We start from the raw sequence: 19,102 nt of genomic DNA on the forward strand, positions 1-19,102 counted from the left end.
GAAACACCCGCCCAACACAGTGCCCGACAAAGAACTAGTGCGCGTCCGCGATGTGCTGCGTACCGATGCGCTTGCGGAAGACCCAGTACGTCCAGCCCTGGTAGAGCAGCACCAGCGGCGTCGCGATGCCCGCGCACCAGGTCATGATCTTCAGGGTGTACGGCGTCGAGGACGCGTTGGTCACCGTCAGGCTCCACTCCGCGTTGAGCGAGGACGGCATGACGTTCGGGAACAGCGTGAGGAAGAGCATCGCGACGACGGCCACGATCGTCAGTCCGGACAGCGCGAACGACCAGCCCTCGCGCCCGGCCCTGATCGCCACGACCGCGCCGGCCAGCGCCACCACCGCGACGACCATCGCGCCCAGGCTCGCGCCGTCACCGCTGTCGGCCTGGGTCCAGCCCAGGAATCCGAGCGCCAGCCCGGCCGTGACCAGCCCCAGGGCGAACGCCAGCTTCCGCGCCCGCATCCGGATGTCCCCCACCGTCTTGAGCGCCGCGAACACCGCGCCGTGGAAGGTGAAGAGGGTCAGCGTCACGAGTCCGCCGAGGAGCGCGTACGGGTTGAGCAGGTCGGCCAGGTTGCCCACGTACTCCATGTCCGCGTCGATCTTCACGCCGCGCACGATGTTCCCGAAGGCCACGCCCCACAGCACCGCCGGCAGCAGCGAGGTCCAGAAGATCGCGTGCTCCCAGTTGCGCTGCCAGCGCTCCTCGGGCCGCTTGGCGCGGTATTCGAAGGCGACACCGCGCACGATCAGGCAGACCAGGATGACCAGCAGCGGGAGGTAGAAGCCGGAGAAGAGGGTGGCGTACCACTCGGGGAACGCCGCGAAGGTCGCGCCGCCCGCCGACAGCAGCCACACCTCGTTGCCGTCCCAGACGGGCCCGATGGTGTTGATGAGGACCCGGCGCTCCTTGCGGTTCCGGGCCAGCGCCTTTGTCAGGACGCCGATCCCGAAGTCGAAGCCCTCAAGGAAGAAGTAGCCGGTCCACAGGACGGCGATCAGTACGAACCAGACGTCGTGGAGTTCCATGATGCGGATCAACTCCTCAGTACGAGAAGGCCATCGGGCGGTCGGCGTCCTCGGAGTCGTGGCCGCCGATCTTCGTGGGTGGGTTGAGGTCGTCGTCGGTGAGGTCCGGCGGTCCCGCCTTGACGTACTTCACGAGCAGCTTGACCTCGACGACGGCGAGCACCGCGTAGAGCAGGGTGAAGACGATCATCGAGGTGAGCACCTCGCCCTGGGACGTGCCGGGGGAGACGGCGTCGGAGGTGCGCAGCACCCCGTAGACCACCCAGGGCTGCCGGCCGGTCTCGGTGAAGATCCAGCCCCAGGAGTTGGCGATCAGCGGGAAGAGCATCGTCCACAGGGCGACGAGCCAGTACAGGTGCGCGAAGCGTGGGCCGAGCGCCTTGTTGCGGAAGAGCACGAGATTCGGCACCTCGTCCTCGCCGGTCCGCAGCGCCTTCGGCAGCAGGAACTTCCGGCGGGTCAGCCAGAGTCCGAGGAGGCCGATGCCCAGCGACGCCATGCCGAAGCCGATCATCCAGCGGAAGCCCCAGTACGCGACGGGGATGTTGGGCCGGTAGTCGCCGGGCCCGTACTTCTCCTGTTCGGCCTTCTGCACGTCGTTGATGCCGGGCACGAAGGACTCGAAGTCGCTGTGGGCGAGGAAGGACAGCAGGCCGGGTATCTCGACGGCGACCTTGTTGTGCCCCTCGTCCACGTCCCCGTAGGCGAAGAGCGAGAACGGCGCGGGCGCCTCGCCGTCCCAGAGGGCCTCGGCCGCGGCCATCTTCATCGGCTGCTGCTCGTACATGATCTTGCCGAGCGTGTCGCCGCTGACGGCGGTGAGCAGGCCGGCCGTCACCAGGGTGACGAGGCCCAGCCGCAGCGAGGTCCGCATCACGGGGATGTTCTCGCGGTGGCCCTTGCGTCCCCGGCGCGCGAGATGGAAGGCGGAGATGCCGACCATGAACGCACCGCCGACCATGAAGGCCGCCGTCATGGTGTGGAAGAACTGGGCGAGCGCGGTGTTCTGCGTCAGTACGGCCCAGAAGTCGGTCAGCTCGGCCCGGCCGCGCTCCTCGTTGATCCGGTAGCCGACCGGGTGCTGCATCCAGGAGTTGGCCGCCAGGATGAAGTACGCGGAGAGGATCGTGCCGATCGAGACCATCCACATGCAGGCGAGGTGGATCTTCTTGGGCAGCTTGTCCCAGCCGAAGATCCACAGGCCGATGAAGGTGGACTCGAAGAAGAAGGCGATCAGTGCCTCGAAGGCGAGCGGGGCGCCGAAGACGTCGCCCACGAAGCGGGAGTAGTCCGACCAGTTCATGCCGAACTGGAACTCCTGCACGATGCCGGTGACGACACCCATCGCGATGTTGATCAGGAAGAGCTTGCCCCAGAACTTCGTCGCCTTGAGGTACTTCGGGTTCGACGTCCGCACCCACGCGGTCTCCAGGCCGGCGGTCAGCGCGGCGAGGGAGATCGTGAGGGGGACGAAGAGGAAGTGGTAGACGGTGGTGATGCCGAACTGCCATCGCGCGAGAGTCTCGGGGGCCAGTGCGATGTCCACGTCGTCTCTCTCCTTCTCCTACGGCCCTTTCCAGGACGAACCATGATGTATCGCATGCGCTTGTGAACGCGTTCACATTCACAAGCAAAAGTATGGCGCACGGTCCGGCCCGATCTTCAAGGGGGGGTCCCCTTTGAACGCCGGACCGTGACCGCGCGCCGGAGAACGGTGCGCGAGGGCTCTCGCGAGCCCCCTCGGGCTGCCTCTCGGACTGCGCCTCGGACTGCGCCTCAGATCTCCTTGCGGAACGACTCCGCCGTGTGCAGGAACAGGTCGTTCGCCTCGTACTCGCCGATCGTGACCCGCACCCCCTCGCCCGCGAACGGCCTGATCGTCACGCCCGCCCGCTCGCACACCGCCGCGAAGTCGGTCGTACGGTCCCCCAGCCGCAGCCACACGAAGTTGGCGTGCGTCTCGGGCACGGTCCAGCCCTGGCCGCGCAGCGCGTCGTACACCCGCGTGCGCTCACCGACCAGCGACCCCACCCGCCCCAGCAGTTCGTCCTCGGCGCGCAGCGAGGCGACCGCCGCGTCCTGTGCGATCTGGCTCACACCGAAGGGCACCGCGGTCTTGCGCAGCGCGGCGGCCACCGGCTCGTGGGCGATGGCGAAGCCGACCCGCAGACCCGCGAGGCCGTACGCCTTGGAGAAGGTCCGGAGCACGGCGACGTTGGGCCGCTCCCGGTAGATCTCGACGCCGTCGGGGACGTCGGCGGCACGGATGAACTCGCGGTACGCCTCGTCCAGCACCACCAGGACGTCGCTGGGCACCCGGTCGAGGAACCGCTCCAGCGCGGCCCGGCGCACGACGGTGCCGGTGGGGTTGTTGGGGTTGCAGACGAAGATCAGCCGAGTCCGCTCGGTGATCGCGTCGGCCATCGCGTCCAGGTCGTGGGTCTCGTGGGCGTCCAGCGGCACCTTCACCGACGTGGCGCCGGAGACCTGCGTGATGATCGGGTACGCCTCGAAGGACCGCCAGGCGTAGATCACCTCGTCGCCGGGCCCGGAGGTGGCCTGGAGCAGCTGCTGGGCGACTCCCACGGAGCCCGTGCCCGTGGCGAGATGCGAGACGGGCACCCCGAAGCGGTCGGCCAGCTCGCTCATCAGCCCGGTGCAAGCCATGTCGGGGTAGCGGTTGAACGCACCGGCCGAGGCCAGCACGGTCTCCATCACGCCGGGGAGCGGCGGGTAGGGGTTCTCGTTGGACGACAGCTTGTACGCGACGGGCCCGCCGGCCGCCGCCGGCCTGCCCGGCTTGTAGGTCGGAATGCCGTCCAGCTCGGCACGCAGCTTCGGGCTCGTCTCGCTCACCGCGGGTCCTCCTCGGGCGTTTCTGGGGCGTTCTCGGGACGTTCTCGGGGCCGTACACATGATCGGCCCACCTCATACGGATGCACCAATACTGCTCACCTTAAGAGGATTGCCGGGCCCTGCGAATACCGGTCGCGGAACCGGGCTCCGAAGGTGCCGCCGAGGGCGTGGGAGCCGGGCCCTGACAGGGGGAGCGCTCGCAGACCTGGCGCGCGCCGGTGGCTCACTCCGTGGCGCGCGTCCCCCATGGGGGTGAGTTGAGACCTCTTCGAAACATCGGACACTCGCCAGGCCCATCCAGCTCCACGCTTGAGAGACACCAACCGAAACGCTCAACGACCTTTATTTGCATGCCGATTGGCCGTTGTTGATCATGCAGAAACGTGACTCTTGGAGGGTGAATATGCGACCGGCCTTACCACCTTGATGAGCCCTACTATCGGCTCGCCATGACACCAGCAGGGAAACACCAGGTGAGCCGGACGGACACATCCCGCCGGGGCAGCCGGCAAGGTCGGGCGGGCATCCGGGACGTGGCCGCCGCAGCCGGTGTCTCCATCACGACCGTCTCCGACGCGCTCAACGGCAAGGGGCGGTTACCCGACGCCACACGCCGACATGTCCGAGAAGTCGCCGAGCGGCTGGGCTACCGCCCGTCCGCCGCGGCCCGAACCCTCCGTACCGGCAAGTCAGGACTGATCGGCCTGACCGTCACCACGTACGGGGATGAACCTTTCACCTTCACCGAATTCGCCTACTTCGCCGAGATGGCACGGGCAGCGACCTCCGCGGCGCTCGCCCGCGGCTACGCCCTCGTCATCCTCCCCGCCACCTCCCGCCACGACGTCTGGTCGAACGTCGCACTCGACGGCACCGTCGTCATCGACCCCTCCGACCACGACCCGGTCGTCACCGAACTCGTCCGCCAGGGCCTGCCCGTCGTCTCCGACGGCCGCCCGGCCGGCACCCTCCCCGTCACCGCCTGGGTCGACAACGACCACGAGGCCGCCGTACTCGATCTGCTCGACCATCTCGCCGCGGCCGGCGCCCGCCGGATCGGGCTGCTCACCGGGACCACCACCGACACGTACACCCGGCTCTCCACCACCGCGTATCTGCGCTGGTGCGAGCGCGTCGGACAGGACCCGGTCTACGAGTCCTACCCCGCGCACGACCCCTGTGCCGGGGCCGTCGCCGCCGACCGGCTGCTCGCCAGACCCGACCGCCCGGACGCGGTCTACGGCCTCTTCGACCCCAACGGCACCGATCTGCTCGCCGCCGCGCGGCGGTACGGCCTGCGGGTCCCCGAGGACCTGCTGCTCGTCTGCTGCAGCGAGTCCACCGTGTACGCGACCACCGAACCGCCCATCACGACGCTCTCGCTCAAGCCGCGCCGTATCGGCACCGCCGTCGTGCAGCTCCTCATCGACGCCATCGAGGGGATCGACACGGGGCGTCCGGTCGAGCAGGTGATACCGACGGAGCTGATCGTCCGGACCTCGTCCCAACGACGGCCGCCCCGCACCACGGTCAGTGCTCCGAGGTCTCCCGCGAGAGACTGACGAAACACCGGCACGAGACCGGCGCGAACGGGAGCCGGATGGATCATTTCGGGCGATCCGCGTGAAAACGGCCGATGAAACGTGGGTGGAATCGGATTGACCACCCCTGGTGCGTCACACAGGGGTGGCTGCATTCCTATGATGGGCGCACGACACCGCGGACCTTCCCCTACCTCCGGTGGGGATGTCCCGCCCGATCAGGCGGGCCCGAGAGGTGTACGCCAGGCGCGACGGTGGTGGAGGGGTCGATGACGCAGGGGGCCGGGACCGGTCAGGGACCCGTGGTGCGGACGGCGACGTTGCGCGATTTCCGGGTGCCGCCGTACACACAGGTTCCCGTGCGGCCGGGACAGCCCGCGCCGTCCGAACAGACGGTGCCGAGCGACAAGTCCGCGCCGCGCGCGGGCGCGGTCGCCACCGTGGCACCGCAGGCGCCCGAGGCGGCTGTGGCACCCGTGGCGTCCGACGGTCTGCCGGTCGCCGGGCGGACCGGCGTTCCGGGCGGGCTCGGTGTCGCGCCGCGTACGGATCGGCGCGGTATCTCGTTCCCCGCGCCCGAGGGCCGACCCGTGGCCACGATGATGTCCGACGCCTCGTCACGCACCGATCCGCGCAGCCTCGTCGGTGCGCCCGCGAGCTTCGTCCCGGCGGCGGCGCCCGCGCCCGGCGTCGCACCCGTGGCACCCGTCGCCGACGCCACCCCCTCCGACCACCCCGGGAACGCCGTCCCGCGCGACGAGATCCCCGAGGGCTACACCCCCACCGAACGCGACCTCCCGGTGATCAACGCCGGTGACACCGTGCGGGTCCGCGTCGACACGGCCGAGAGCCCCGTAAGCCCGGACGGCCTCGGCCCGCTCTTCGTCGTCGGCGACGTCCACGGTTATCTCGACGAACTCGTCGCCGCCCTCGCCGAACAGGGCCTCATCGACGGCGAGGGCAACTGGGCCGCGGGCAACGCCCGCCTCTGGTTCCTCGGCGACTTCACCGACCGGGGTCCCGACGGCGTCGGCGTCATCGACCTCGTCATGCGGCTCTCCGCCGAGGCCGCCGCGGCCGGCGGCTACTGCAAGGCCCTGATGGGCAATCACGAACTGCTGCTGCTCGGCGCCAGGCGCTTCGCCGACACCCCCGTCAACTCCGGGGCCGGGACCGCCACCTTCCAGGCGGCCTGGTTGCTCAACGGCGGCCAGAAGACCGACATGGAGCGCCTCCAGGACGTCCATCTCCAGTGGATGTCCCGGCTCGACGCCCTCGTCGAGGAGGACGGGCATCTGCTGATGCACTCCGACACGACCGCGTATCTCGACTACGGCACCACCATCGAGGACGTCAACGACAACGTCCGCGCCATCCTCACCCGCAACGACGCGGACGAGTGCTGGGACATCTTCCGCAAGCTCACCAAGCGCTTCGCGTTCCGCGACAACGGCGGCCCCGAGGCGGCCAGGGAGCTGATGGCCGCGTACGGCGGGCGGCGTATCGTCCACGGCCACAGCCCGATTCCGTATCTGCTCGGCGACGTCGGCACCGAGGACGCCTCGGACGGCGAGGAGAGCTCCGGGCCCGTGGTCGACGGACCGCACGTGTACGCGGACGGGCTCGCCATCGCCATGGACGGCGGAGTGACCATGGCCGGAAAGCTTCTGGTCGTACAGCTCCCCCTGCATAACTGAGCAGAGTGGGGGCAGGTCATTTCGGTGAACCCCCTGTCACCCCGTGCCTCAACCGCTCTACCATCGGCTCATCCGTAGCAGGCTCTCCTCCGTTTTCGCCAATCGTCCGCTCCGAGCGGGCAATCCGGCCCTACGGAGCATCGGGGGATGCACATGAACAGCGCTCCGCATCTGCTGAACGAGGATCGCGCCGATTTCGAGCGGATTCTCGACGAGACGCTTCGCCATGCGCACGACCGTCCGGATCTGGCCGATGTCGGACAGCGGCTCAATACCGAACAACTGCGCACGATGGCTCTCAACGCGACGTCTCTGATAACCGCCACCGCTTCGACCGAGTACGAGCACTACGCGAAGGTCCGGGAGGAATTCCGCACCCCGGCCGCCCGGTCGGCGGCCGACTCGGTGCTGACACCGGCGACGCGGGGGCCCGATGAGACCGGCGCGGGTCTCGCCGCCGTCGTCGCCGTCCTGGTGCCGGCCCTCGCGGGCGCGGCGGCCGTGGTCTTCCTGCTCGTCGGCTCGGTGCTGAGAGTGCTCAGCCCGGTGCCCGCCTTCTCCGGCACACTGCTGACCGTCGGCTGGTTCTTCGGCGCGGTCACCGCCGTCGGCCTGGCCGTCGCCGGGGCCGGGCTGCTGATCACGGCCCTGCGCAACGCCTCGACGCAGGTCCCGGCCGGTGAGACGGACGGCTCCTGGCCCGACGAGGTGTCACGGGCCCGCGAGGCGTGGCGTATCGCCGTACTGGAACGGGGGATCCTGCCGTTCCTGCGGGAGGCCCTGGCCGCGCCCGACGTGGAGCCGGCGCCGAAGTCCCCGCCCGCGCAGCATCTGCCGAAGATGGGCTACAGCCGCCCGAACTTCTCCAGCCCCGGTGAGGGCGCGACGACGGGCCGGCGCCCGACGTTCTCCAGCCCGGACTTCTCCAGCCCCGACTACGGCGGGCCCGAGCACAAGCCGGAGTAAGCCCCGCGAGCACCGGCCGGAGTGGGCCGTGCCAGGGCTCTCCTGTCGGCTACGGCTGCCGGTACGGGGCGATGATCCCGGCGTCCATCGCCCGGCGGATCGCGTCCACGCGCGACACCGCGCCGAGCTTCCGGTACGCGTTCGTCAGATGCCGCTTGACGGTGGTCTCGGCCAGGAACAGCGCGGCGGCGATCTCCGCGTTGCTGCGCGCCTGCGCGACGTACCCCAGCACCTCGACCTCCCGCGCCGACAGGAGCCGGTCCGCGGCAGGCTCGCCGAAGCCCTTGATCATGCTCCGGGTGACCGAGAAGTGGATCCGCCCCGGTTCGCGGATCACCGAGTGGATCAGGGTGACCAGCTCCCGGCTGGAGACCGACTTCAGCAGGTAGGCGGCGGCGCCGTCGTCCAGTACGTCCCTGAGCAGCACGGGGTCGTCGCGCATCGTCAGCACGATGCAGCGGGTCTCCGGGCAGTGCCGGCCGATCTCCCGTACGGTCTCCCGGATCCCGGGGCCCGGCATCTGTACGTCCAGTACGGCGATGCCCGGCCGGTGTTGGCGTACCAACGCCACGGCTTCGGTCCCGCTCGCGCCCTGGGCGACGACTTCCAGCCAGTCCTCCAGGGAGAGGAGATCGGCCAGCAACTCCCGGAAGAGGGTGTGGTCGTCGGCCACGACAACCTCGGTGACGCCCCCCTTGGCCAACTGGCCCCCGTTGGCGTCAGCCATGCCGACGCCAGTTGATCAACGGGATGGACACGTTGACCGTCGTTCCCCCGCCGACCGAGCTGTGGATGCTGGGGTTTCCACCGAGCAGTTCGGTCCGCTCGCGGATCGAGATCAGGCCACCTCGCCGGGTCTTGGCGATGGTGGCCACGTCGAAGCCCGCGCCGTCGTCGATGACGGACGCCTGGACCAGCGTCTCCGTCACCCTGATCGTGATCCACAGTTCGTCGGGGTCGGAGTGCCGCAGCGCGTTCCTGGCCGCCTCGCGAACGATGAAGTACAGCTCCTCCGCCGCTGCCGCCGGTATGTCGTCGACATTTCCCGTGACGGTCAACTCCGCCCTGACACCGTCCGGGACGGTGGAATCGATGAACTTGGTGAGAGCGCGTTCCATGTTGGTGTCGGAGACCGACTCGCGCAGTTCACCGGAGAGATCACCGATTTCCCGCAGTGCCACTCTGAGCGCTTCCTCGGCCGATTTCAGCCTCGACCGTACGGCGGCGCTCTCACTCTGGATAAGCGGTTGGGACAGCTCCAGTTCGAGCATGGCCACCAGGACTTCGTGGGCGACCCTGTCGTGCAGGTCCCTGGCCAGCCGGTGACGTTCGTCGAGATGGGAGCTGTGCAGTTTCTCGCGGAGGAATTTGATGTAGCCGACACAGCCGAGCGCGATCTGTGTCATCACCGCGTCGTTCAAGGTCAGCGCGGTGTCGAGGAATTCGTCGGGCGAGGGCGCGGCGGGCAGGAACTCGCGTACGATGACGGGCAGCGCCGTCTCGTAGAACAATTCGGCGGCGCGCACGGTCTCGGTCGGATGGATACCGCGCGAGGCCCGGGTCCTGCTGAATTCGGCCGCGGCCCGCAGGGATTCCTTGCTCGGTGTGGTCCTGGCGCGGAAACGGGTCCGCGCGCCCCGCGCGATGTCGTCGAGCAGTAACTCGACCTGATTGACGAGTAACGCGCTGATTTCTGGTTCTTCGAGCAGCGGGCTGTCCAGTGCCCGCAATCGCTGGAAGAATGGCTCGACAATGTTCGCGCGAACTTGTTCGGGCAGTCCGGTTATCCCGGCACGCCCTTCCGGATCGATCGCCACGGCAGCCCCCCGCCATTATCCCGCAGCCTCCCACGTGATATTCAGGGAGTATACGTGGCCAAGAGGGACCTTCAAGAAACGATATTCCTCACTAATTCTGCCAAACACCCACATTCCGAAGTAAATTACTGTTAAGAGTTCGGTCAAGTGCCGCGTCAGGATCCGTGCGGCAGAGCGACGGTGCGTGCGGGAGCGGGGTCCGCGCCGGCGGCCGCCAACACCTCCTCCACGCCGTGCCGTTGAAGCTTTCCGCTGGAGGTGCGCGGGAGCCGCCCCCGGCGTACGAGAACAATGTCCCGCGGCGTGAGGCCGAGCGAGTCCGACACGGCGTACCGCAGCCGGGCGGTCAACTCCTCGCGGGCCGCCGCCCCGGACTCCTTGGTCTCCGCGACGAGCACCAGTCCCTCGCCGTCGGCGAACGCCACTCCCGCCGCGAGGACAGCGCCGTTCGCGACCCCGGTGACCCGGCCCGCGACGGACTCGATGTCGCTCGCGTAGTAGTTCTGGCCGAAGACGATGATCACCTCCTTCTTCCGCCCGGCGATGAACAGTTCGCCGTCCTGCCGGAAGCCCAGATCGCCGGTGGAGACCCAGCCGCCGGCGTGGACCGTGGCCCGGGTCGCCTCTTCGTCGCCCTCGTAGCCGCGCGTCACCGAGTCGCCGCGGATCTGGATCTCGCCGACCAGCGAGGCGTCGCTCAGCGCCGTACCGTCCTCGTCGACCAGCCTGACCTCGGTGTTCGCCACCGGGAGGCCGACCGAGACGATCTCCCGGCCGCCGTCGGCGCTGTCGGTGCCTTCCGGCACGGGCTCCACCACGCCGCGCGAGAGCGCGTCGCGCCGTACCCACGTGGCGCGCACCGGACGGCCCGTCGGCGCGAACGTCACCGCGAGGCTGCCCTCAGCCAGTCCGTACACCGGCAGGAAGGCGTCGGCGCGGAAGCCCGCCGGCGCGAAGTGCGCCGAGAACCGGCGCAGTGTGTCGGGGTCGATCAGCTCCGCCCCGTTGAGCGCGAACCGCCACCGGGACAGGTCGAGTTCGGGCACGCGCTCGGCCGGGACCCGCCGCAGGGCGTACAGATAGCCGGAGTTGGGCGCCGTCGTCGCGGTCACCCCGTGCCGGCTGATGATCCGCAGCCACCGGCCGGGATCCCGGAGAAAGTCCTCGGGCGGCAGCAGATACGTCTCGGCGTCGGTGAGCGCCGGCGCGAGGAACGCGCCGATCAGGCCCATGTCGTGGAAGAGCGGCAGCCAGTTGCAGCTGACGTCCGTGTCGTCGATTCCCAGCCCCCCGGCGATCGAATCGACGTTCGCGAGCAGATTGGCGTGGCTCAGTACGACGCCCTTCGGGCTCTCGCTGGTGCCCGAGGTGTACTGGACGAGCGCCGGGTCACCCGCCGCCACGTCCACGTACACCGGCGACGTCGCGCGTGTCAGCGCCACGTCGAGGATCTGGAACTCACCGTCGACGCCGCCGAGCGCCGGCTCCAGCAGCCCGCCCAGCATCTTGTCGGAGAGCACGACGCGCACCTTGGACTGGCGCATCACGAGCACGATGCGCTTCAGATGGATGTCGAGCGAGGCGAAGCGCACCGGCGGCGGTACGGGCACGGGCACCGCGCCGGCGGCGAGCACGCCGAAGAACGCGCGGGCGAAGTCGATCGAGGTGGGGAGCGCGACGGCGACCCGCTCCCCCCGTACGACGCCGCGCTCCAGCAGTCCGCAGGCCAGTTGCCCGGCCTCGGCGTGGAGCTGGTCGAAGGTGACGCGCTCGGTCTCCTCGTCCCCGCGGAACAGGCGCATACCGTGGCCTGTTCCGCGGGCGGCGACGGCGGCGAGCGCGTCGACCAGGCTCACGCCGAGGTCTTCTGCCGGCACAGGTCCTCCACCACGCCCTGGAACTCGCCGATCGTCTGGACCCGGAAGGTGACCTCGTCCTCTATCTCGATGTCGAACGCCTTCTCGGTGGTGAGGACGATCTGGAGCACGCGCATCGAGTCGACGTTGGGGAGGGAGCGGAAGTGCTGGTCGGGCGTCAGGCCGGCGGCGGGTATGTCGAGCTCTTCGGCGACGATCCGGCAGATCTTCTCGCGGACGGCCTCGTCGGTGACCGCGCCGACCTCGGTGTCGGTGCTGTCGGTGGTGGTGTCGGTGGCGACCGCGCTGTCGGCGGTGGCGACCGCGCTGTCAGCGGTGTTGTCGGTGGTGACTGCGGTGTCGGTGCTGTCCATGTGTGGTCAATCCCCCTGTGTGGTGGTTCTGTTGGAGGCCCGGAGCGCGTCGACGAGTCCGGTCGGCAGCCGTGTGCCGTACGTGCCGAGCACTTCGTCCGTGAGCAGGTGGAACGTGCCGTCGGCGGCGGCCACGAGATCGCCGCCCGGCAGCCGGATCTCCCCGGAGGCACGTACCGACAGGGCGTCGCGCTTGGTGATCTCGGCGTGCGCCGTGTACTCGGCGCCGGTCTCCATGGGCCTGCCGTAGCGGATACGCAGGCCGGTGGTGAAGGCGGAGATCCGGTCGGACCGGTACACGGCCTGGGCCAGCGTCTCGTCCAGGATCGCGGCGACGATCCCCCCATGGATGACACCGGGGAACGACTCGTAGTCGGCGCCGAGCTTGATCCGGGTGCCGAATCCGTTGCCTTCCTCCTCGAAGACCAGCCGCAGACCGATGGGATTGTGCGGAGCGCAGCCGAAGCAGTTGGCCGTCTCGGCCGCCGCCTCGCCGGCACTGTCGGTGGTGAACGCTGACTCGGGCAAACCCCGCTCCTCAGGTCGTGACTGTCACGGTCGGCGCCGGGTCAGATGAGCGAGCGCAGCTTGCGCTTGACGTCCTTCGACGACTCGATCGAGTCGTCCTCGACCAGCCGTCGCACCATCGACAGCACCTTGCCGTCGGCCGCGTCGGTGGCGCCCGCCTGGATCGTCTCGATGCGCCGGACGCCCTTCGCGGACGTCGAGTGCGGGTAGAAGTGCCCGGCCGGGTGCTTGAGTCCGTCGCTGCGGTCGGCCAGCCAGACGTACGCCATCTTGAGCGCGGCGATCTGGCTCTCCCGGTTGCCGTCGCACAGCTCCTGCGTGAAGACGTAGAACGCGCGGGCGTGCCGGGACTCGTCACGGCCGAGCAGCTTCCAGATGCCCCTGACCACGGGCTCCTTGGTCTCGGCGGCGAGCGCGCGGTAGAGCTCGGCGGCGCGTGCCTCGGAGATGATGTTCATCATCAGGGTGCCGACGCGGGTGTCGCCCATCGGGTACGGCTCGCGCTTGTACAGCGCGTGCTTGGAGCGGACCTTGACGCCCAGCTTCTCCAGGCAGCGGGCCTGTACGAGCGAGTGCCGCGCCTCCTCGGCGCCCCAGCTGAGCGCCCAGGACGAGAAGCTGGTCTCGCCCTCCCACTCGCGCAGGAAGTTGTGCGCGCCCGGCAGGGTGCCGAACTCGATAATCGCCGCCTCGGTGAGGAAGTCGACCTCCTCGGCGCTCATCAGCTCGGGGTTGAGCTTGTCGAGTTCCAGCTCGCGCCAGTCCCAGCGGGTGGTCTCGAACCAGTCGAAGATCTTGTTCCACGTCATGTCGAGGTAGAAGTCGGTGTAGAGCGGGTCGAGGATCAGCGAGCCGTGGGCCCGCATGCCTATCTCCACGGTGTCGGCGAATCCGAACCCGTCGAAGGCGGCCGGGGCGATGATGTCCTCGACGTCGTGCACCTCGGCCCAGCCGGGTACTTGGCCGCCGGCGCCTTCGCCGACCACGTACACCCGGGTCTTGGCGAAGCCGCGCATGCCGCGCAGGCTCCGGACCGCCGCCGGTGCCGAGGAGCCGCTGCCGCCGATGAAGGCGACGGCCACGTCGGTGCCCGGTTCGAGGTCGTTCAGATAGCGCTCGAAGGTGTCGGGGGTGGCCCGGTCGAGGCCGATCTCGCCGAAGCGGGCGAGGGAGAGCTGCGGGCCGAGGGCGAGCGCGGGCAGACAGTCGACGAAGACGACGCGCGTCTTACTGGTACTCACGAGGCTGTCGGTGCCCAGGAGGCCGTTGGTGCCCGTGCCGAGATTGATGCTGGTACTCATGACGTTTCCTCTCGAAGGAGATGGTTACGTGCTCGCCGGCGCCCGGGAGCCACGGGCGGCAGGACGCGAGGTCATGCCGAACGCGGTCGCGGCGCCGAGCATCATGAAGACTCCGATCGCGATCCAGGCGTGGACGAACGCCTCGTGGGTCGCGTCGTAGGTGAGCGGAGTGCCGAGGATCGCGACGAGCAGGCTGATCCCCAGCACGCTGCCGATCTGCCGGCTCATGTTGACCACCGCGCTGCCCGTGGAGAACCGGGCGGCCGGCAGGTCGGTCGTCGCGGTCGCGAGGATCGTGGGCAGCGCGAGGCCCACCCCGACGCCGCCCACCAGCCAGCCGGGCAGCAACTCGCTCGCGTAGTGCGGACTCTGGTCGATGCTCACCGCCATCAGCACCACGCCGGCCGTGCACAGCAGACAGCCGATGGCGACCATCCGGCCCGCCGGGACGCGTGCCGCCAGCTTGGCGGCGACGATCGCGGCGAGCGGGACCATCAGCGGGCCCGGGGCGATCCCGAGTCCCGTACGCAGCGCGGAGTACTGCCACACCTGCTGCATCCACAGGATCGCGGTGAGCAGATTCGCGGCGAACGCCGCGCTGAAGGCGATCGCCGTCACGTTGGACCAGACGAACGCCCGCACCCGGAGCAGCGCCGGTTCGATCACCGGGGAGGCGTGGCGCAGCGACCGGAACCAGAACACCGCGGTCCCGAGGACGGCGCCGGCCAGCACGGTGGACGTCCGGAGCGCGGACCAGTCGTTGATCTTCACCAGGCCGAGTGCCAGCAGCCCGATCGAACCCGTCAGCAGGGCGGCTCCCGGCAGATCCGGCAGCCGGGTCACCGTCGCCTCCTTGGAGTCGGGGACGATACGTACGGCCACGACCAGGGCGAGGACGCCGATGGGGATGTTCACCAGGAAGATCCACCGCCACGACGCGCTGACGAGCAGCCCGCCGAAGACCGGCCCGGCCGCCGCCGCGAGCGCGGCGCTCGCCGACCAGATCCGTACGGCGCCGGCCCGCCGCTCCGGCGGGAAGGCCGAGAGCAGCAGACCGAGACTGGCGGGGGTCAGCGCCGCGGCGCCGACCGCCTGGAGCACCCGGAAGGCGACCAGTTGCCACAGCGACGTCGACACGGCGCAGGCGGCGGACGCGAGGGTGAACAGGGCTACGCCGAGCAGGAATCCGGCCTTGCGGCCGTAGCGGTCGGACAGCCGACCCAGGGGCACCAGGAGTGCGGCGAAGACGATCGCGTAGGCGTTGAGGACCCAGGAGAGGTCCGCGAGCGAGGCGCCGTCGAACTCACGGCCGATGGCGTCGAAGCCGACGTTCACGATGAAGAGGTCGAGCCCGGCCATGAAGGCGGCCAGTGACAGGATCCCGAGCAGCAGTCCGGAGTGCGGCGGCGCCGGTGACGGCGGTGCCGATGACGAGGGGATGGGGGCGGGCGTCGGTTGTCCGGTGCCGGCTTCTGTGGCCAATGCGGTCAATCCCTCGGGACGATGGGAATGTCGGTGGAGCGCTCTGCCGCCTGCCGTCTACGGGACTCATCCGACATGTGTCCCACTTCGCGGTACAAGGGATTCCGGCCCGTCCCCACCTTTCACGGCCCCAACCACCACTTTGGTGGGAGTCCCGACTACGACCTACGGAGCACGGGCACGGGCTGAAGCACGGGACCGGCACAGCCGAAGCAGCACGGCACGGGCACGGCGAAGGCCCCCGACCGGGACCGGTCGGGGGCCTTCAACTGTCCGTGCTCAGCGCTACGCGGATCCCTCCACGAACACGCTGTGCGACGTGGCCGCCTGGAAGTTGTTGTCCCGCGCGAAGACGGCCCGGTAGGAGCCGCTCGTGCTCCGGTCGATCTCCGCGGCGAACTCGTAGCCGTCGCCTCCCCAGAACGCCTCGTCCGTGGCGACCGTCGTCCACCCGGTGCCGTCGGGCGAGTACTGGATGTCGACGAGGATCTCGGCCGGGCTCCATCCGTCGGGGAAGTCGATGAGCCCCTCCGTGTGGACCTGACCGTTGTCCGAACGACCGGCGGTGAAGGCCGTGAACTTCGAGGCCCTGTGCACATGGACGGTGCTGGTGGTCCCCGTCGCGGCCTGGAGGAACGGGTCGTCCTCGGTGTCCAGTCCCAGTTGGAAGTAGCCACCCTGCCAGGGCGTGTACTCCATGGTGAATGTGCCGTCGGCGGCGGTGGTGAAGCGGCCGACGGTGTCGGTCATGGAGTCGTTGGGACCGAAGAGGACACCGCCGGACCGCTCTGCCAGCGGCACCCAGCCCTCGGCGGTCTTCTGCTCGACCGTGACGTTCAGCGTCACGGACCCGCCGAAGTCGACATCGGTCTCACTGACCGTCGCCTCGAAGCGCGTGGGAATCTGGTCGACGCCGATCTGGACCGGCTCCGACTCCCCGTACAGCACGGTGGGGGTACCGCCGTCCGACCGGAAGACGGCCTGGACCGGGGAGGCGTGGTCCAGCCGCACGGAGGCGCTGAAGCGGCCGCTCCCATCGGTGGAGACGGTGGCCTCGGTCCAGTAGTCGACATCGATGTCGACCTTGCGCGTCGCCAGGGGCTTCACCTCGCGTGTGGGCCACCGTCCGAACAGCGTCCCCTCGACCCGCACGGCACGATGCTCGCGGTCGATCGAGCCGCGGTCGACGTCCAGCTCACCGAAGTGCGCGACGACGTAGTAGGCGAGGTCCCCGGCGGACTGCTTCCGCACGTGATCGCCGTCGGCGTCCGTCACGTCCACGTCGACGCGGTAGCTGCCCAACTCGGGCAGATCCAGCGGCTTCTCCGTGTGCCAGACCCCGTCCTGGCGCGTACCGGAGACAAGCCGGAAGTCGTCGAACCCGACCTCGGCGACCTCGGTCTGTGTCGCGTACGAGATCAGGCGCGCCGTGATGTTCTCGACGTCGGCCCCGGACCGGGCGCCGACCTGCAGGATACCGAGGTCGCTCGACACGCTTCCCGTGTAGAGAACCTCAAGCTGATCAGAGGCATGTGAGACGGTCGCCCCACCGAGGCCGAGCGCGGCCGCCACAGCCGTCACCGTGACCCATCTGCCTATTCTCCTCAGCAACACTTTTGATCCCCACCCCTGTCGAATTGGACGCGGAGCCGCCCTCGTGAGGCGGCTCCGCCAGGGATCTTTATACCGGCTCGCTCAGTCGGCCATCGGCAGATAGACGCGGTTGCCGCTCGCCGCGAACTCCTTCGACTTGGCGGCCATGCCGGCCTCGATCTCGTCCTGCGAACCGCCGTGGTCCCGCCGGATGTCGTGCGAGATCTTCATCGAACAGAATTTCGGCCCGCACATCGAGCAGAAGTGCGCGGTCTTCGCCGGCTCGGCGGGCAGCGTCTCGTCGTGGAACTCCCGCGCCGTGTCCGGGTCGAGCGCCAGATTGAACTGGTCCTCCCAGCGGAATTCGAACCGCGCGTCCGACAGCGCGTCGTCCCACTCCTGCGCCCCCGGATGCCCCTTGGCCAGATCCGCCGCGTGCGCCGCGATCTTGTACGTGATGACGCCGGTCTTCACGTCGTCGCGGTTCGGCAGGCCCAGGTGCTCCTTGGGCGTCACGTAGCAGAGCATCGCCGTGCCCCACCAGGCGATCATCGCGGCGCCGATGCCGGAGGTGATGTGGTCGTACGCCGGGGCGACGTCCGTCGTCAGCGGGCCGAGCGTGTAGAACGGCGCCTCCTCGCAGATCTCCTGCTGGAGGTCGATGTTCTCCTTGATCTTGTGCATCGGGACATGGCCGGGGCCCTCGATCATGGTCTGCACGTGGTGCCGCTTGGCGATGGTGTTCAGCTCGCCCAGCGTCCGCAGCTCGGCGAACTGCGCCTCGTCGTTGGCGTCGGCGATCGAGCCGGGGCGCAGGCCGTCACCGAGGGAGTACGTCACGTCGTACGCCGCGAGGATGTCGCACAGCTCCTCGAAGTTCTCGTACAGGAACGACTCCCGGTGGTGCGCCAGGCACCACGCCGCCATGATCGAGCCGCCGCGCGAGACGATGCCGGTCTTGCGGCGGGCCGTCAGCGGCACGTACCGCAGCAGGACGCCCGCGTGGACGGTCATGTAGTCGACGCCCTGCTCGGCCTGTTCGACGACTGTGTCCTTGTAGATCTCCCAGGTCAGCTCCTCGGCCTTGCCGTCGACCTTCTCCAGGGCCTGGTAGAGCGGCACCGTGCCGATGGGGACGGGGGAGTTGCGCAGCACCCACTCACGGGTGGTGTGGATGTTGCGGCCGGTGGAGAGGTCCATGACCGTGTCGGCGCCCCACTTGGTGGCCCAGGTCATCTTGTCCACCTCCTCCTCGATGGAGGAAGTGACCGCGGAGTTGCCGATGTTGGCGTTGACCTTCACCAGGAACCGCTTGCCGATGATCATCGGTTCGATCTCGGGGTGGTTGACGTTGGCCGGCAGCACGGCGCGGCCGGCCGCGATCTCCTCGCGTACGACCTCGGGCGCGACGTTCTCCCGGATGGCGACGTACTCCATCTCCGGGGTGATGTCGCCCCGTCGGGCGTAGGCGAGTTGGGTCACCGCCTGCCCGTCGCGGCCCCGGCGCGGCTGGCGCGGGCGGCCGGGGAAGACGGCGTCGAGATTGCGAAGGCCGCCGCGGGGCGAGGTGTGCTTGAGGCCGTCGTCCTCGGGGCGGACGGGGCGGCCCGCGTACTCCTCGGTGTCGCCGCGGCCGATGATCCAGTTCTCCCGGAGCGGTGCGAGCCCGCGCCGTACGTCGGTTTCGACGGTGGGGTCGGTGTACGGCCCCGACGTGTCGTACAGCGTCACGTCGTCGCCGTTGGTGAGATGCACCTGACGGACCGGCACCCGGAGGTCGGGGCGTGAACCTTCCACGTACCCCTTGTGCCAGCCGATGGATCGCGCGGCAGACGTGTGTGTGTCCTGAACGGTCATGGAGACCTACTCCCTACGCCGGCATTACCCGGTAACAGGTTCGGCGGTCGACGCAGCTCAGGGATCCGGGGAAACCCCGGAACTCCACAGTCAGCGTCCTCTCAGCCCGGTGCTCCGAGCTCCCGCGTGTGTAAAGGCACCACCACGCTAACGCGATGTCGGGCGTGCTGAACAGAGGGCCTCCGTCGTTCTTGCGAT

General features: G+C 69.1%; 15 protein-coding genes and 1 riboswitch. Of the genes, 3 read left to right on the top strand and 12 right to left on the bottom strand.

Going from position 1 to position 19,102, the window contains the following annotated elements; genetic code table 11:
* Positions 1-34: 34 nt before the first annotated feature.
* The 3 genes from cydB to hisC form a co-directional block, all read right to left on the bottom strand.
* Positions 35-1,036, bottom strand: a complete 1,002-nt coding sequence (cydB, locus tag ACFUN8_RS15880; protein WP_383636824.1) for a cytochrome d ubiquinol oxidase subunit II — start codon at positions 1,034-1,036, stop codon at positions 35-37.
* 16 nt (positions 1,037-1,052) lie between these two features.
* A complete protein-coding gene (locus tag ACFUN8_RS15885) occupies positions 1,053-2,582 on the bottom strand; it encodes a cytochrome ubiquinol oxidase subunit I (RefSeq protein WP_383636827.1) in 1,530 nt (509 codons plus the stop codon).
* A gap of 230 nt (positions 2,583-2,812) precedes the next feature.
* A complete protein-coding gene (gene hisC, locus ACFUN8_RS15890) occupies positions 2,813-3,892 on the bottom strand; it encodes a histidinol-phosphate transaminase (protein ID WP_383636830.1) in 1,080 nt (359 codons plus the stop codon).
* A gap of 449 nt (positions 3,893-4,341) precedes the next feature.
* Here hisC and ACFUN8_RS15895 point away from each other — a divergent pair, with 449 nt between their 5' ends.
* The 3 genes from ACFUN8_RS15895 (at position 4,342) to ACFUN8_RS15905 (ending at position 8,096) form a co-directional block, all read left to right on the top strand.
* On the top strand, positions 4,342-5,454 hold the full coding sequence (locus ACFUN8_RS15895; RefSeq protein WP_164251772.1) for a LacI family DNA-binding transcriptional regulator: 1,113 nt from the start codon (positions 4,342-4,344) through the stop codon (positions 5,452-5,454).
* Between the two features lie 248 nt (positions 5,455-5,702).
* Positions 5,703-7,130, top strand: coding sequence for a metallophosphoesterase (locus ACFUN8_RS15900; protein ID WP_383636832.1), 1,428 nt, complete (start codon positions 5,703-5,705; stop codon positions 7,128-7,130).
* Positions 7,131-7,277: 147 nt separating this feature from the next.
* Positions 7,278-8,096, top strand: a complete 819-nt coding sequence (locus ACFUN8_RS15905; RefSeq protein ID WP_383636834.1) for a hypothetical protein — start codon at positions 7,278-7,280, stop codon at positions 8,094-8,096.
* A 49-nt stretch (positions 8,097-8,145) separates the two neighbouring features.
* Here the strand turns inward: ACFUN8_RS15905 and ACFUN8_RS15910 are convergent, their stop codons facing one another.
* The 9 genes from ACFUN8_RS15910 to thiC form a co-directional block, all read right to left on the bottom strand.
* The gene (locus tag ACFUN8_RS15910; RefSeq protein WP_383636837.1) at positions 8,146-8,823 is read right to left on the bottom strand and encodes a response regulator; all 678 of its coding nucleotides are present in this window, start codon (positions 8,821-8,823) and stop codon (positions 8,146-8,148) included.
* On the bottom strand, positions 8,816-9,826 hold the full coding sequence (locus ACFUN8_RS15915) for a sensor histidine kinase (protein ID WP_383636840.1): 1,011 nt from the start codon (positions 9,824-9,826) through the stop codon (positions 8,816-8,818). Before ACFUN8_RS15915 ends, ACFUN8_RS15910 begins: the two co-directional genes overlap by 8 nt.
* Positions 9,827-10,068: 242 nt before the next feature.
* Positions 10,069-11,790, bottom strand: a complete 1,722-nt coding sequence (locus ACFUN8_RS15920; protein WP_383636843.1) for a fatty acyl-AMP ligase — start codon at positions 11,788-11,790, stop codon at positions 10,069-10,071.
* The gene (locus ACFUN8_RS15925) at positions 11,766-12,143 is read right to left on the bottom strand and encodes an acyl carrier protein (protein ID WP_383636846.1); all 378 of its coding nucleotides are present in this window, start codon (positions 12,141-12,143) and stop codon (positions 11,766-11,768) included. Before ACFUN8_RS15925 ends, ACFUN8_RS15920 begins: the two co-directional genes overlap by 25 nt.
* 6 nt (positions 12,144-12,149) lie before the next feature.
* Positions 12,150-12,671, bottom strand: a complete 522-nt coding sequence (locus tag ACFUN8_RS15930) for a PaaI family thioesterase (RefSeq protein ID WP_382562230.1) — start codon at positions 12,669-12,671, stop codon at positions 12,150-12,152.
* 41 nt (positions 12,672-12,712) lie between these two features.
* A complete protein-coding gene (locus ACFUN8_RS15935) occupies positions 12,713-13,972 on the bottom strand; it encodes a ferritin-like domain-containing protein (RefSeq protein WP_383636849.1) in 1,260 nt (419 codons plus the stop codon).
* Between the two features lie 24 nt (positions 13,973-13,996).
* Complete coding sequence (locus ACFUN8_RS15940) at positions 13,997-15,454, bottom strand: MFS transporter (RefSeq protein WP_383636852.1); 1,458 nt, start codon at positions 15,452-15,454, stop codon at positions 13,997-13,999.
* Between the two features lie 285 nt (positions 15,455-15,739).
* Entirely contained in the window at positions 15,740-16,948 is a 1,209-nt protein-coding gene (locus ACFUN8_RS15945) for a hypothetical protein (protein WP_383636855.1), read from the bottom strand.
* A 201-nt stretch (positions 16,949-17,149) separates the two neighbouring features.
* Positions 17,150-18,904 (bottom strand): phosphomethylpyrimidine synthase ThiC, encoded by a 1,755-nt coding sequence (gene thiC / locus ACFUN8_RS15950; protein WP_383636858.1) that lies wholly within the window; start codon positions 18,902-18,904, stop codon positions 17,150-17,152.
* Positions 18,898-19,040: riboswitch (TPP riboswitch) on the bottom strand. (Overlaps the previous gene by 7 nt.)
* Positions 19,041-19,102 lie beyond the last annotated feature (62 nt).

The sequence above is a fragment of the Streptomyces sp. NPDC057307 genome (assembly GCF_042667665.1).
Taxonomy (GTDB): domain Bacteria; phylum Actinomycetota; class Actinomycetes; order Streptomycetales; family Streptomycetaceae; genus Streptomyces.